Here is an 11,398-nt window from a genome sequence, read left to right as displayed (position 1 = left end):
TCACTCCGCCGCGTCATGGGTCAGGCGCAGATCGTCCTGCGCGGAAGGGTCGTGGTCGAACTCGGTGCGGAAGGACTTGGAGGTCTTGGCCCCCAGCACCTTCATCGTTTCCAGCTGCGACAGCATGTTGCCCCGGCCGGAGGACAGCTTGCCCATCGCGTCGCCATAGGCCGATTGCGCGGCCCCGAGGTTGCGGCCCACCTTTTCCATGTCATCGACGAAGCCCGCGACCTTTTCGTAAAGGCGTCCCGCGCGGTCGGCGATGGCCTCGGCGTTCTGGTTGCGGCGTTCGATCGTCCACACGTTGGAAATGGTGCGCAGCGCCATCATCAGCGTGGTGGGCGTGGCGATGGTCACCGACTTCTCGAAGGCCATGGTCGTCAGGTCGCCCATCTCGCGCAGCGCCTCGGACAGCGCGCCCTCGATCGGGATGAACATCACCACGTAATCGACGGAGCCTTCCTCCATCCGGTGGTAGGCCTTTTCGTGCAGGGTCTGGATGTGGTTCTTCAGCGCGCGCACGTGGCGGACGCGGGCCAGGTTCGCGTCGCCCTCGTCCTCGCAGTTCACGCAGGTCTCGTAGTCGACCAGCGACACCTTGCTGTCGATCACCAGCCGTTTGCCGTCGGGCATGTTCACCACGACGTCGGGGCGGAAGCGGGCGCCGTCCTCGTTCACCCGATGCTCCTGCACCAGGTATTCCTCGCCCTTGCGCAGGCCCGACCGTTCCAGCAGGGATTCGAGGATCATCTCCCCCCAGGCGCCCTGCTTCTGCTTGTCGCCCTTCAGCGCGCGGGTCAGGTTGACGGCCTCGCGGCTCACCTCCTCGGACCGGCGGGTCAGGGCCTCGATCTCGGTCTTCAGGGTGGCGCGGTCCTGCAGCGCGCCCTGGTGGACGTTGCGCAGTTCCGTCTGGAAATGTTCGACATGCTGCTTCAGGGGGGCAAGGGCGGCTTCCAGCCGCTGCTTGCTTTCCTCGCCGTTCAGGCGCAGGCTGTCGGCGGCCAGCTGCTTGAACCGATGCTCCATGTCCGCACGGACCTGGGACAGCAGTTCGATCTTCTCCACGTTGGCCAGCCGCTCCTTTTCCAGCACCGTGCTCAGCCGCGACAGCTCCACCTCGGCGGTGGTGGCCCGTTCGCGCGCGTCCTCCAGCCCTTCGAGGGTGGAGCGGTGGCGGTGGTCGCTGTCGTCGGCCCGACGCTCGGCCCCGCGCAGTTCGGCTTCAAGGGTGGCGATGCGGGAATGGGCGTGGTTCGCCTCCTCGCGCATGTCGCCCACAAGGCGGCGTTCGGCGGTCAGCTGCGCCACCAGATCGTCCTTCGCGCGGCCAAGGTTGTCATGTTCCGCCTGCAGGCGGGACAGGTCGTGGGACGGACGCCCGTCGGGGCGGCGCAGCGCCCAGCCGATCAGGACGCCCACGGCCAGGCTGATCAGGACGAAGATCCACATCTGGCTCATACCATCACCTCGGCCGCGCGGGCGCCCCGTTCGGCGCGCAGGTTGCGCGCCAGAAGATCCATGCAGGCCATCCGGACGGCGACGCCCATCTCCACCTGTTCCTGGATCACCGACCGGTTGATGTCGTCGGCGATGGTGCCGTCGATCTCCACCCCCCGGTTCATCGGGCCGGGATGCATCACGATGGCGTCGTCCTTGGCATGGGCCAGCTTTTCGGCATCAAGGCCGTAGCGGTGGAAGTATTCGCGTTCGGACGGGATGAAGCCGCCGTCCATGCGTTCCTTCTGCAGGCGCAGCATCATCACGACGTCCGCGCCTGCCAGTCCCGCCTTCATGTCGTCGAACACCTCGCACCCGAATTCGGCCACGCCCGAGGGCATGAGGGTGGGCGGCCCCACCAGACGCACGCGGTTGTCCATCTTGCCCAGAAGCAGCAGGTTCGACCGGGCCACGCGGCTGTGCTGCACGTCGCCGCAGATGGCGATGGTCAGCCCGCGGATGCGGCCCTTCGACCGGCGGATCGTCAGCGCGTCCAGAAGCGCCTGCGTGGGATGTTCGTGCCGCCCGTCGCCCGCGTTCAGCACGGCGCAGTTCACCTTTTCGGCCAGAAGGTTCACCGCGCCCGACGCGCCGTGGCGCACCACCAGCAGGTCGGGATGCATGGCGTTCAGCGTCAGCGCCGTGTCGATCAGCGTCTCGCCTTTCTTCACGGAGGACTGGGCCATCGCCATGTTCATCACGTCCGCGCCCAGCCGCTTGCCAGCCAGTTCGAAGCTGGCCTGCGTGCGGGTGGAATTCTCGAAGAACATGTTGATCTGGGTCATGCCCGCCAGCGCGTTCGACTGCTTCACCGTGCGGCGGTTGAAATCGACGTAACGTTCGGCGAGGTCGAGGATCGTCATGATCTCGTCCGGGGCCAGATGCTCGATCCCAAGAAGGTGGCGGGCGCGGAAACTCATCGGCGGCTCCTTTGGTCCGGGACGTTGGGGGGCTTATAGGAAGCGGCGGGGATTCCGACAAGTCGCCTTGTTCCCGGGCGGGGGGCGGAATACCTTGGCGCCATGACTCGGGATGCCTGCGATCTGGACTTCGACACCGCTGCGGCCCTGCTGGCCTGGCAGTTCGATCTGGGCGTGACCGAAGGCATCGGCGACGCCCCCCTGAACCGGTACGAGCTGGAGGCGGTGGTTCCAAAACCCGCCGCCGTGGCCGCCCCGCCCGTGATCCCGGCCGAAACGGATCCCGTGGCCGAGGCGCGGGCCATGGCCGCCGCCGCCCACGATCTGGACGCGCTGCGCGAGGCCGTCACCGCCTTTCCGCATTGCGAGCTGAAGCGCGGCGCGCGCAGCACCGTCTTCGCCGACGGCCGCCCCGGCGCCCAACTCATGATCATCGGAGAGGGGCCAGGCCGCGAGGAGGATCAGGCCGGGCGTCCCTTCGTGGGCAAGGCGGGGCAGCTTCTGGACCGGATGCTGGCCGCCATCGGCCTGTCCCGCGACAACCCCGATCCGGCACGTGCCGTCTACATCACCAACGTGATGCCGTGGCGTCCGCCCCACAACCGCGACCCGCTGCCCGAAGAGGCCGCGATGATGCGCCCCTTTCTGGAACGGCATGTGGAACTGGCGGCGCCCGACGTTCTGGTGGTGCTGGGAAACACCTCGGCCAAGACGGTGCTGGGGCAGGCGGGGATCACGCGGCTGCGCGGCACCTGGAGGGAGGGGTTCGGCCTTCCTGTCCTGCCGATGTGCCATCCGGCCTATCTTCTGCGAAACCCGGCTGCCAAGCGCGACGCTTGGGCCGACCTTCTGGACCTGAGAGCGAGGCTGAAATGAGCGACTTCAAACCCGTGCGGATCGCCGTGCTGAGCGTGTCGGACACGCGCACGCTGGACACCGACAAATCCGGCAAGGTGCTGGCCGAACGGATCGAAGGTGCGGGCCACGTGCTGGTCGACCGCGTCATGGTCACGGACGACCGCGCGGCCATCGCGGACCACCTGCGCCGATGGTCGGACGATCCGGCGGTGGACGTCGTGATCTCCACCGGCGGGACGGGGCTGACGGGGCGCGACGTGACCGTGGAGGCGCATCGCGACGTCTATGAAAAGGAGATCGAGGCCTTCGCGTCGATCTTCGCCATGGTGTCCATGCGCACCGTCGGCACCTCGGCCATCCAGAGCCGCGCGACAGGCGGGGTGCGCAAGGGCACCTACCTGTTCGCGCTGCCCGGAAGTTCCGGCGCGTGCCGGGACGCGTGGGACGAGATCCTGCGCCACCAGCTCGATTCCACCAACGGCCCGTGCAACCTGGTGGAGATCATGCCCCGCCTGACGGAGCGCTGACTCCTCAGGGCGCGGGGCAGCCGGTCACCTCGACCGCGCGGCCCGCACCCAGAACGGTCAGCCGTAGGCCGGACCGGTCCAGCCCGAACGGCTGGCCGGAGGACGCGACCAGATCGCTGGTGGCCGTCAGGGTGCCGCCCTGCCGCTGCACCGTGGCGGGGGCGGCCCAAATCGACGGGTCCACCGGTTCCATGACCACCGTCTCCTCGGGGCCCTGCACGGGAACGTTCAGGCGGGCGGTGACGCGCAATCCGTCCCCGGTCGGCTGGACGGTGCAGGTGGCTTTGGCGCGGCTGCGTTCGGGCTGATGCGCGAGCGCGGTACGGATCGCGGCATCGGGGGCGCCGGGGCCTTCCAGATCGGCGGTCAGCGCCACCTCGGTCGGGACGCAGACATCGCGACAGACGCCCATGTCCACCCGCGCCCGCAGGTGCACGGGGCGGGACGGGTCGGCGGGCACAACCTCGATCGGCAGAACAAGCTCTCGGTGGTAGCCGATGGTCTGCATGCCGGCCGTCTCGAACACCTCGGGTACGGGCCAGTGGAAGTGGACGGCCCGGACGTTGGTCGATCCCTTCCAGTTGAAGGTGGGGGGGATGCCCGCGTCGCCGGGGCTGCGCCAATAGGTCTTCCACCCGTCGGCCAGCCGGATCTGGAAGGCGGCCATGCGGCTGCCCCCTTCGGTCTGCCAGCCGGGCAGAAGGCGCGCCTGCACCAGATCGGGCGGCAGCGATTGGGCAAAGGCGCCAGCGGGCAGAAGCAGAAGGGCAAGGGCGTATCGGATCATCCCGCGAACATAGGGATGCCCGCGCCAATGGAAAATCACTTTCGGGTCACGTGCGGGTTGAGTGGCGGTCGCGACGTGCCATATCTGAAGGATGGAACATGAACTGAACCTGTCGGGGGCCGTCCTGATCGCCATGCCGGGTCTTGGCGACACGCGGTTCGATCATTCGGTGATCCTTGTCTGCGCCCATTCGGACGAAGGCGCGATGGGGCTCGTCATCAACAAGACGGTGGAGGAGCTGGAGTTCTCCGACCTCCTTGGCCAGTTGGACATTCCCCTGTCGCCCGAGGGGCGCGACATCGTCGTCCACATGGGCGGCCCGGTGGAGCGGGGGCGCGGCTTCGTGCTGCATTCGTCGGATTACCAGTCCGCCGGGTCGATGCCGATCGAGGGTGGGCTGGGGATGACCGCGACGCTGGACATCCTTCAGGCGCTGGCCCAGGGCGAAGGGCCGGAGCGCGCGCTTCTGGCCCTTGGCTATTGCGGCTGGGGCGCGGGCCAGCTGGAGGCGGAGATCGCGCGCAACGACTGGCTGATGCTGCCCGAGGTTCAGCCCGACCTGCTGTTTGCTGCCGATGCGGATGGCAAATGGGCCAGCCACCTGCGCGCTATCGGGGTGGACCCGCTGTCGCTGTCCACCGCCGGGGGCCGCGCCTAGATCAGGGCGAAGCGGTCCACGTCGACCAGGCCGCGATCCGTGATCTTCAGGTGCGGGATCACGGGCAGGCACAGGAACGCCAGCTGCAGGAACGGCTCCTCCAGCCCGACGCCAAGGCTTTGCGCGGCGGTTCGCAGGTCGGTCAGCCGGCCATGCACCACCTCAAAGGTCTCAAGGCTCATCAGGCCCGCGACGGGCAGGGGCAGTTCGGCCAGCACCTGCCCGTCCGCCACCACGACGAAGCCGCCCTCGATCTGGCCCAGCCGGGTGACGGCCAGCGCCATGTCCTCGTAATCCGCGCCCACCACCGCGATGTTGTGATGGTCGTGGCAGACGGTGGAGGCGATGGCCCCCCGCTGCAGCCCGAAGCCTTTCACGAATCCGGTCGCGATGTTGCCGTTCCGGCCGTGCCGTTCCACCACCGCGATGCGGACCAAGTCCCGCGAAGGGTCGGGATGCTTGTCGCCGTTTTCGGGCGCAATGACCTCGACCAGATGCTCGGTGATGATCTTGCCGGGCACGATGCCGATGACCGGGGTTTCGGCGGTGGTGGTGGCGGAATGCCGGAACGAGGCGGGGGACACGACCGGCGCATGGACCGAAGCGCGGGCGACCGGGGGCACGGTGTCGCGGGCGGCAAAGGCCCCGTCATCCGCCACGACGCCGCCCGACAGCACCAGCGACGCGCGGCAGGAGGCCAAATCGTCGATCACCGCGATGTCGGCGCGCAGGCCGGGCGCGATCAGCCCGCGGTCCTTCAGCCCGAACGCCTCGGCCGCCGACAGGCTGGCGGCGCGATAGACGGCCAGCGGCGGGCAGCCGCGCGCGATCAGCGTTCGGATCATGTGATCCAGATGGCCGTGCTCGGCGATGTCCAGCGGGTTGCGGTCGTCCGTGCACAGGCACAGATAGGGGGAGGTCCGCTCCGTCAGGATGGGGGCCAGCGCTTCCATGTCGCGGGACACGGAGCCTTCGCGGATCAGCACGCGCATGCCCTTGCGCAGCTTTTCCATCGCCTCTTCGGGGGTGGTCGCCTCATGTTCGGTCCGGATGCCGGCGGCGATGTAGGCGTTCAGGTCGCGCCCGCCCAGCAGCGGGGCGTGGCCGTCGATGTGGCGCCCGGCGAAGGCCTCCAGCTTGGCCATGCAGCCCGGATCCTTCATCAGCACGCCGGGGAAGTTCATGAACTCCGCCAATCCGATCACGCGGGGATGGTCGGCCAGCGGGATCAGATCCCCAGCCCCCAACTCCGCCCCCGCCGTTTCCATGTGGGTGGAGGGGACGCAGGACGACAGGTTCACGCGGAGGTCCATCACCGTCCGGGACGAGGCCTCGAGGAAGTAGCGGATGCCCTTCAGCCCGCAGACATTCGCGATCTCGTGCGGATCGCAGATGGCGGTGGTCACGCCGCGGGGGGTCACGCAACGGTCGAATTCGAACGGGGTGACCAGGGACGATTCGATGTGCAGATGCGTGTCGATGAAGCCGGGGACGAGGATGCGGCCCGTGCAGTCGATTTCCCGCACGCCGTCATAAAGCTGATACGTGCCGACGATACGGTCACCGCAGATCGCAACGTCACTTTCGGTCAGCTCTCCGGTGACGAGGTCGAAAATGCGACCGCCCTTCAGCACGAGGTCGGCGGGCACGACCCCGCGTGCCTGGTCGATGCGCCGGGACAGGTCGCTCATTTCGTTCTCCTTCGTCTTGCGCCTGCAAGGGAACAGTGCTGATCTGGGGCGTCAAGCCAGAAGGTTCCGTTTCATGGACGCGCCGACCTCCCGCCCGCCGATTGCGCGCCCGATGCGCGGCATTGCCCTGAAGCTGTGCTCGGTCCTGATCTTCATCGTCATGTCGGCGCTGATCAAGGTCGTGTCGGACCGGGTTCCGGTGGGGCAGACGGTGTTCTTCCGGTCGTTCTTCGCGATTCCCGTCATCCTGATCTGGCTAGCGATGACGCAACGGCTGGTAAGCGGCCTGCGCACGCGCAACCCGCTGGGCCATGTCTGGCGGGGCCTTGCGGGCACGATGTCCATGGGGCTGAACTTCGCCGCGCTGGCCTATCTGCCGCTACCCGAAGTCACGGCCCTCAGCTATGCCGCGCCGATCCTGACCGTGATCCTCGCCTCCATGTTCCTGGGGGAGGAGGTGCGTCTGTTCCGGCTGAGCGCGGTGGTCATCGGCCTTGGCGGGGTGATGGTGATCCTGTGGCCGCGCCTGACGATCGTAGGGGGCGGGGCCATCGACGACACGGCCGCGCTAGGCGTGACGCTGGTTCTGACGGCGGCTTTGTGCACAGCGCTGGCCATGGTGTTCATCCGCAAGATGTCGGCCACCGAATCGACGGCATCGATCGTGTTCTGGTTCACCATCACTTCCACCGTCCTGTCGCTGCTGACGATCCCCTTCGGCTGGGTGATGCCCACCCCGACCGAGGCGGTGCTGCTGGTGCTGGCGGGCATTCTGGGCGGTGTGGCGCAGATCTTCATGACACAGGCCTTCCGTGAGGCCGACGCGTCCGTCATCGCGCCCTTCGAATACGCGTCAATGCTGTTCGCGCTGATCATCGGCTATGTCGTGTTTTCCGAGGTGCCGACGCCGGCCATGCTGACGGGCGCCGCGATCATCGTGGCGGCGGGCTGCCTGATCATCTGGCGCGAACGGGCGCTGGGGCTGGAACGGTCCCGGCAGCGCAAGGCCATGTCGCCGAACGGGTAGGGGCTGCTGCCGAAAGGGGAAGGGCGGAACCGGGACGGCTGAAAAACAAAAGCCGCCCCGAAGGGCGGCCTTGGTTTATTTTGGTGGAGCCAGGCGGGATCGAACCGCCGACCTCTTGAATGCCATTCAAGCGCTCTCCCAACTGAGCTATGACCCCACCGGGTGTGCCCGCCGTTCCCGGCGTGCTCGGGCCTTTTATGAAAGGTCGCTGCGGGGTGCAAGAGCAAAAATCACACCGCAGCAACCTTTTCGACGATCAGTTCTCGTCCTCGTCCCCGGCGACGTCCGCCAGGTCGTCCAGCGAGACGTTGTCGTCGGCATCGTCTTCCAGCAGATCGTCGTCCGTCTCGGCGGCGGCGTCGTCTTCCAGCAGCTCGTCGCCCTCCAGATCCTCGACCAGCGGGCTGTCGTCCTTGTCATCCACCACACGGCTGATGACAGCGGAAGCGGCCTTGCGGCGCGCGCTTTCGATGTCCACAACCTCGCCCGTGTAGGGGCTGACGATGGGCGTGCGGTTCAGGTCGTAGAAGCGTTTGCCGGTGGTGGGGCAAAGACGCTTCGTGCCCCATTCCTCTTTGGGCATGTCAGTTTCCTTCAAAGGGGTGGATGATGCCGTCGCTTGCCACAGGTGCGCCCGGCTGTCAAAGGCATTTCGAGTGCGCGAAGATGGGGGTTACGCCGGCCGATTGCAAGGCTAATCTGCGCCGCGAAGAGGGAGGTTCCCATGCCTGTGCTGCCCGGTTTGCCCGAGGTCGATCTGGTCCTGCGGCGTTCGGCGCGCACGCGTCGCTTTTCGCTGCGCGTGTCGCGACTAGACGGAAAGGTGACCCTGTCGATGCCCGCCCGCGCGCGCGAGGCCGAGGCGATGGCCTTTGCCGGCGGCCATGCCGACTGGCTGCGCGACGTACTGGCGGACCTGTCGCCGGCGGCGCTGGTGGCGCATGGCACTGTGCTTCCGGTGGACGGGCGGGCGCTGGTCCTGACCCCGGGCCGGGGCCGCGTCCGGGTCGAGGGCGATTCGCTGATCGTACCCGATCCGGTGCCCGCCCGCGCCGCCGCCTGGCTGCGCACGCTGGCGCGGGACCGTCTGGCCGCCGCCTGCGACCGGCATTCCGCCACGCTTGGCCGCCCCTACACCCGCCTGACACTGCGCGACACCCGCAGCCGCTGGGGAAGCTGCACCAGCGACGGGGCGCTGATGTTCAGTTGGCGCCTGATCCTCGCGCCGCCCCCCGTCCTCGATTACGTCGCCGCGCACGAGGTCGCGCATCTGGACGAGATGAACCATTCCCCGGCCTTCTGGGCGGTCGTGGCCCGGTTGTGCCCGGATTACGCCGCCCTGCGCGGCTGGCTGCGCGGGCCGGAAGGTCAGGCCCTGCAGGCGTGGCGCTTCGCATGATCACGCCGCGCATCGACACCACCGCCGCGCATGAACGGGTCTACCGCGTGCTGCGCACCCGCATCATGCACGGCGAACTGGCGCCCGGTCAGGCGCTGACCCTGCGCGGCATCGGCAAGGATTTCGACGTGTCCATGACGCCGGCGCGCGAATCCGTGCGGCGGCTGGTGGCGGAAGGGGCGCTGACGCTCTCCTCCTCCGGCCGGGTCGCGACGCCGGAACTGTCGCCCGAACGGATCGAGGAACTGGCCACCATCCGGTCGCTGCTGGAGCCGGAGCTGGCCTCCCGCGCGCTGCCGCGGGCGCATTTCGCGCTGATCGACCGGCTGACCGCCATCAACGCGGCCAACGCCGAGGCCGTCGCCAAAAGCGACGCCGTGGGCTACATCCGCACGAACCTTGAATTCCACCGCACCTTGTATCTGCGCGCGCAGGCGCCGGCGATGCTGGCGCTGCTGGAAACCGTCTGGCTGCAGCTGGGCCCCACGATGCGCGCGCTTTACAGCCGTCTGCGCCGGAACGAACCGCCCGCCCACCATCGCCACATCCTGGCCGCCCTGCGCGCGGGGGACGAGCCCGGGCTGCGGCTCGCGATCCGCACGGACGTGACGCAGGGCCTGCGGCATCTGGCCGGGTGGGAGCGGACGTGACCGTCCGCGCTTGACCAGACCGATTCGCGGGGGTTCATTGGCCCGATTGCGAAAAGGGAACGGCGATGAAACAGCGGCAACTTGGGGCGAACGGCCCGATGGTGGGCGAAATCGGCTTCGGCGCGATGAGCTTCGGGGGCATGTTCGGCGAAACGGACGAGGCGACGTCCCTGCGGGCGCTGGATGCGGGGCTGGAGGCGGGCATCACGCTGATCGACACGGCGAACATCTACGGCCTTGGCGTGTCGGAAAGCGTCATCGGAAAATGGGGCCGCGCCGTCACGCTGGCCACGAAATGCGGCATCGTCGCGGGCCCGCCGCGCAGCGTGGACAATTCGGAACCCTATATCCGCGCCTGTCTTGAGGAATCGCTGCGCCGCCTGAAGCGCGACCACATCGACCTGTACTACCTGCACCGTTTGGACCCCAAGACGCCGGTGGAGGACGTCGCCGGCACCATGTCCCGTCTGATCGCCGAGGGGAAGATCGGAGGCTACGGCCTGTCCGAGGTGGCGCCCTACACCCTGCGCCAGGCCCATGCCGAGTGCCCGGTGACGGCGGTGCAGAACGAATATTCGCTGTGGACGCGCCTGCCGGAACTGGGCCTTCTGCGCACCTGCAAAGAGCTGGGGGTGGCCTTTGTCGCCTTCTCCCCCCTTGGCCGCGGGATCTTCGGGGAGCGCGAGATGCGGCGCGAGGATTTCCGGTCCGGCGTTGACTTCCGCCACACGAACCCGCGCTTTGTCGAGCCGAACTTCAGCGCCAACAACGCGGCCATCGCCCCCTTCCGCGCCTTCTGCCAAGAACGGGGCTGGTCGGTGTCGGGCACGGCCATCGCCTGGGTTCTGGCGCAGGACGACCACATCATCCCGATCCCCGGAACGCGCACAGCGGAACATCTGCGCCACTGGCTGGACGTGACCCTGACGGCCGACGATCTGGCCGAGATCGAGCGCATCCTGCCCGCCGGCTTCGCTTGGGGCGACCGCTATGGCGATCACCAGATGAACGCGATCGGACGTTACTGCTGACGCAGGCAGTGGCGGGGCTGTTCGCCCTTCGGCAGGTCGGTTTCCGCCCCGCACACCATGCAGTGGTGGAAGGACCGGCCGGGGGCGGCGCGGCTCCGGTCCTCTCGCCAGGTGCAGTCGCGGGTCAGGGTGCGGCTGCGGTGCCACCACCACGACAGCACGAAGAACGCGATCAGCCCAAGGATCAGAAGGATCGGCATCAGGCGGCGTAATAGCCGAACATCTGGTCCAGATCCGTCGGCGCCGGGGTGTTGGCGGGCTTCGCCGCCTCGCGCCGGTAATAGTCGAGGGCGGCGGTTCCGGCGTCGGTCTTGGCGGGGGCAGGGGCGGTGGTCATGGCGATCTCCATC

The 11,398-nt window shown here is 68.0% G+C and carries 14 protein-coding genes and 1 tRNA gene; 7 read left to right on the top strand and 8 right to left on the bottom strand.

Annotated elements, in window-relative coordinates; genetic code table 11:
* Positions 1–1,461, bottom strand: a complete 1,461-nt coding sequence (locus tag PIJ50_RS01025; RefSeq protein WP_271971911.1) for a DNA recombination protein RmuC — start codon at positions 1,459–1,461, stop codon at positions 1–3.
* Positions 1,458–2,420 carry an aspartate carbamoyltransferase catalytic subunit gene (locus tag PIJ50_RS01020; RefSeq protein ID WP_271971910.1) on the bottom strand — a complete coding sequence of 321 codons (963 nt, stop codon included), beginning with the start codon at positions 2,418–2,420 and terminating at the stop codon, positions 1,458–1,460. The genes PIJ50_RS01025 and PIJ50_RS01020 overlap by 4 nt, the downstream gene beginning before the upstream one ends.
* 102 nt (positions 2,421–2,522) lie before the next feature.
* Between PIJ50_RS01020 and PIJ50_RS01015 the strand changes: the two genes are divergently transcribed.
* Together PIJ50_RS01015 and PIJ50_RS01010 are read left to right on the top strand one after the other, a co-directional pair.
* A complete protein-coding gene (locus PIJ50_RS01015; RefSeq protein ID WP_271971908.1) occupies positions 2,523–3,296 on the top strand; it encodes a uracil-DNA glycosylase in 774 nt (257 codons plus the stop codon).
* The gene (locus PIJ50_RS01010) at positions 3,293–3,805 is read left to right on the top strand and encodes a molybdenum cofactor synthesis domain-containing protein (protein WP_271971906.1); all 513 of its coding nucleotides are present in this window, start codon (positions 3,293–3,295) and stop codon (positions 3,803–3,805) included. Before PIJ50_RS01015 ends, PIJ50_RS01010 begins: the two co-directional genes overlap by 4 nt.
* Positions 3,806–3,809: 4 nt before the next feature.
* Here the strand turns inward: PIJ50_RS01010 and PIJ50_RS01005 are convergent, their stop codons facing one another.
* The gene (locus PIJ50_RS01005) at positions 3,810–4,592 is read right to left on the bottom strand and encodes a protein-disulfide reductase DsbD domain-containing protein (protein ID WP_271971905.1); all 783 of its coding nucleotides are present in this window, start codon (positions 4,590–4,592) and stop codon (positions 3,810–3,812) included.
* A gap of 103 nt (positions 4,593–4,695) precedes the next feature.
* On the opposite strand from PIJ50_RS01005, the gene PIJ50_RS01000 reads away from it, so the two are divergent.
* Positions 4,696–5,250, top strand: coding sequence for a YqgE/AlgH family protein (locus PIJ50_RS01000; RefSeq protein ID WP_271972918.1), 555 nt, complete (start codon positions 4,696–4,698; stop codon positions 5,248–5,250).
* Here the strand turns inward: PIJ50_RS01000 and ade are convergent.
* On the bottom strand, positions 5,247–6,941 hold the full coding sequence (ade, locus tag PIJ50_RS00995; protein ID WP_271971903.1) for an adenine deaminase: 1,695 nt from the start codon (positions 6,939–6,941) through the stop codon (positions 5,247–5,249). The two genes, PIJ50_RS01000 and ade, sit on opposite strands and share 4 nt — an antisense overlap.
* A gap of 73 nt (positions 6,942–7,014) precedes the next feature.
* Between ade and PIJ50_RS00990 the strand changes: the two genes are divergently transcribed.
* Positions 7,015–7,968 (top strand): DMT family transporter, encoded by a 954-nt coding sequence (locus PIJ50_RS00990; protein ID WP_271971901.1) that lies wholly within the window; start codon positions 7,015–7,017, stop codon positions 7,966–7,968.
* 81 nt (positions 7,969–8,049) lie between these two features.
* Here the strand turns inward: PIJ50_RS00990 and PIJ50_RS00985 are convergent.
* Together PIJ50_RS00985 and PIJ50_RS00980 are read right to left on the bottom strand one after the other, a co-directional pair.
* Positions 8,050–8,125 (bottom strand) — tRNA-Ala (locus PIJ50_RS00985).
* Positions 8,126–8,224: 99 nt separating this feature from the next.
* Entirely contained in the window at positions 8,225–8,551 is a 327-nt protein-coding gene (locus PIJ50_RS00980; protein ID WP_271971898.1) for a TIGR02300 family protein, read from the bottom strand.
* A gap of 141 nt (positions 8,552–8,692) precedes the next feature.
* Here PIJ50_RS00980 and PIJ50_RS00975 point away from each other — a divergent pair, with 141 nt between their 5' ends.
* From PIJ50_RS00975 to PIJ50_RS00965, 3 genes are all read left to right on the top strand, one after another.
* Positions 8,693–9,367 carry a M48 family metallopeptidase gene (locus PIJ50_RS00975; RefSeq protein ID WP_271971895.1) on the top strand — a complete coding sequence of 225 codons (675 nt, stop codon included), beginning with the start codon at positions 8,693–8,695 and terminating at the stop codon, positions 9,365–9,367.
* Positions 9,364–10,017, top strand: coding sequence for a GntR family transcriptional regulator (locus PIJ50_RS00970; protein ID WP_271971893.1), 654 nt, complete (start codon positions 9,364–9,366; stop codon positions 10,015–10,017). The genes PIJ50_RS00975 and PIJ50_RS00970 overlap by 4 nt, the downstream gene beginning before the upstream one ends.
* A gap of 65 nt (positions 10,018–10,082) precedes the next feature.
* Complete coding sequence (locus tag PIJ50_RS00965; RefSeq protein WP_271971891.1) at positions 10,083–11,048, top strand: aldo/keto reductase; 966 nt, start codon at positions 10,083–10,085, stop codon at positions 11,046–11,048.
* Here PIJ50_RS00965 and PIJ50_RS00960 read toward each other — a convergent pair.
* Entirely contained in the window at positions 11,039–11,248 is a 210-nt protein-coding gene (locus PIJ50_RS00960; protein WP_271971889.1) for a hypothetical protein, read from the bottom strand. The two genes, PIJ50_RS00965 and PIJ50_RS00960, sit on opposite strands and share 10 nt — an antisense overlap.
* Positions 11,248–11,385: a hypothetical protein gene (locus PIJ50_RS00955; protein ID WP_271971888.1), complete on the bottom strand. Its 138-nt coding sequence runs from the start codon at positions 11,383–11,385 to the stop codon at positions 11,248–11,250. Before PIJ50_RS00955 ends, PIJ50_RS00960 begins: the two co-directional genes overlap by 1 nt.
* Positions 11,386–11,398 lie beyond the last annotated feature (13 nt).

It is taken from the genome of Falsirhodobacter sp. 20TX0035 (genome assembly GCF_028307215.1).
Taxonomy (GTDB): domain Bacteria; phylum Pseudomonadota; class Alphaproteobacteria; order Rhodobacterales; family Rhodobacteraceae; genus Falsirhodobacter.
Note: the sequence above shows the minus strand (reverse complement) of the source record. Positions and strands in the feature narration are given on the sequence as shown.

Excerpts from the sequence above, each read along its gene's own strand:
- PIJ50_RS00965 (WP_271971891.1), top strand. The coding sequence starts at position 10,083 with ATGAAACAGCGGCAACTTGGGGCGAACGGCCCGATGGTGGGCGAAATC.
- PIJ50_RS01005 (WP_271971905.1), bottom strand. The coding sequence starts at position 4,592 with ATGATCCGATACGCCCTTGCCCTTCTGCTTCTGCCCGCTGGCGCCTTT.
- PIJ50_RS01010 (WP_271971906.1), top strand. The coding sequence starts at position 3,293 with ATGAGCGACTTCAAACCCGTGCGGATCGCCGTGCTGAGCGTGTCGGAC.
- PIJ50_RS00970 (WP_271971893.1), top strand. The coding sequence starts at position 9,364 with ATGATCACGCCGCGCATCGACACCACCGCCGCGCATGAACGGGTCTAC.
- PIJ50_RS00975 (WP_271971895.1), top strand. The coding sequence starts at position 8,693 with ATGCCTGTGCTGCCCGGTTTGCCCGAGGTCGATCTGGTCCTGCGGCGT.
- PIJ50_RS00980 (WP_271971898.1), bottom strand. The coding sequence starts at position 8,551 with ATGCCCAAAGAGGAATGGGGCACGAAGCGTCTTTGCCCCACCACCGGC.
- PIJ50_RS01025 (WP_271971911.1), bottom strand. The coding sequence starts at position 1,461 with ATGAGCCAGATGTGGATCTTCGTCCTGATCAGCCTGGCCGTGGGCGTC.
- PIJ50_RS00960 (WP_271971889.1), bottom strand. The coding sequence starts at position 11,248 with ATGCCGATCCTTCTGATCCTTGGGCTGATCGCGTTCTTCGTGCTGTCG.
- PIJ50_RS01015 (WP_271971908.1), top strand. The coding sequence starts at position 2,523 with ATGACTCGGGATGCCTGCGATCTGGACTTCGACACCGCTGCGGCCCTG.
- ade (WP_271971903.1), bottom strand. The coding sequence starts at position 6,941 with ATGAGCGACCTGTCCCGGCGCATCGACCAGGCACGCGGGGTCGTGCCC.
- PIJ50_RS00990 (WP_271971901.1), top strand. The coding sequence starts at position 7,015 with ATGGACGCGCCGACCTCCCGCCCGCCGATTGCGCGCCCGATGCGCGGC.
- PIJ50_RS01020 (WP_271971910.1), bottom strand. The coding sequence starts at position 2,420 with ATGAGTTTCCGCGCCCGCCACCTTCTTGGGATCGAGCATCTGGCCCCG.
- PIJ50_RS00955 (WP_271971888.1), bottom strand. The coding sequence starts at position 11,385 with ATGACCACCGCCCCTGCCCCCGCCAAGACCGACGCCGGAACCGCCGCC.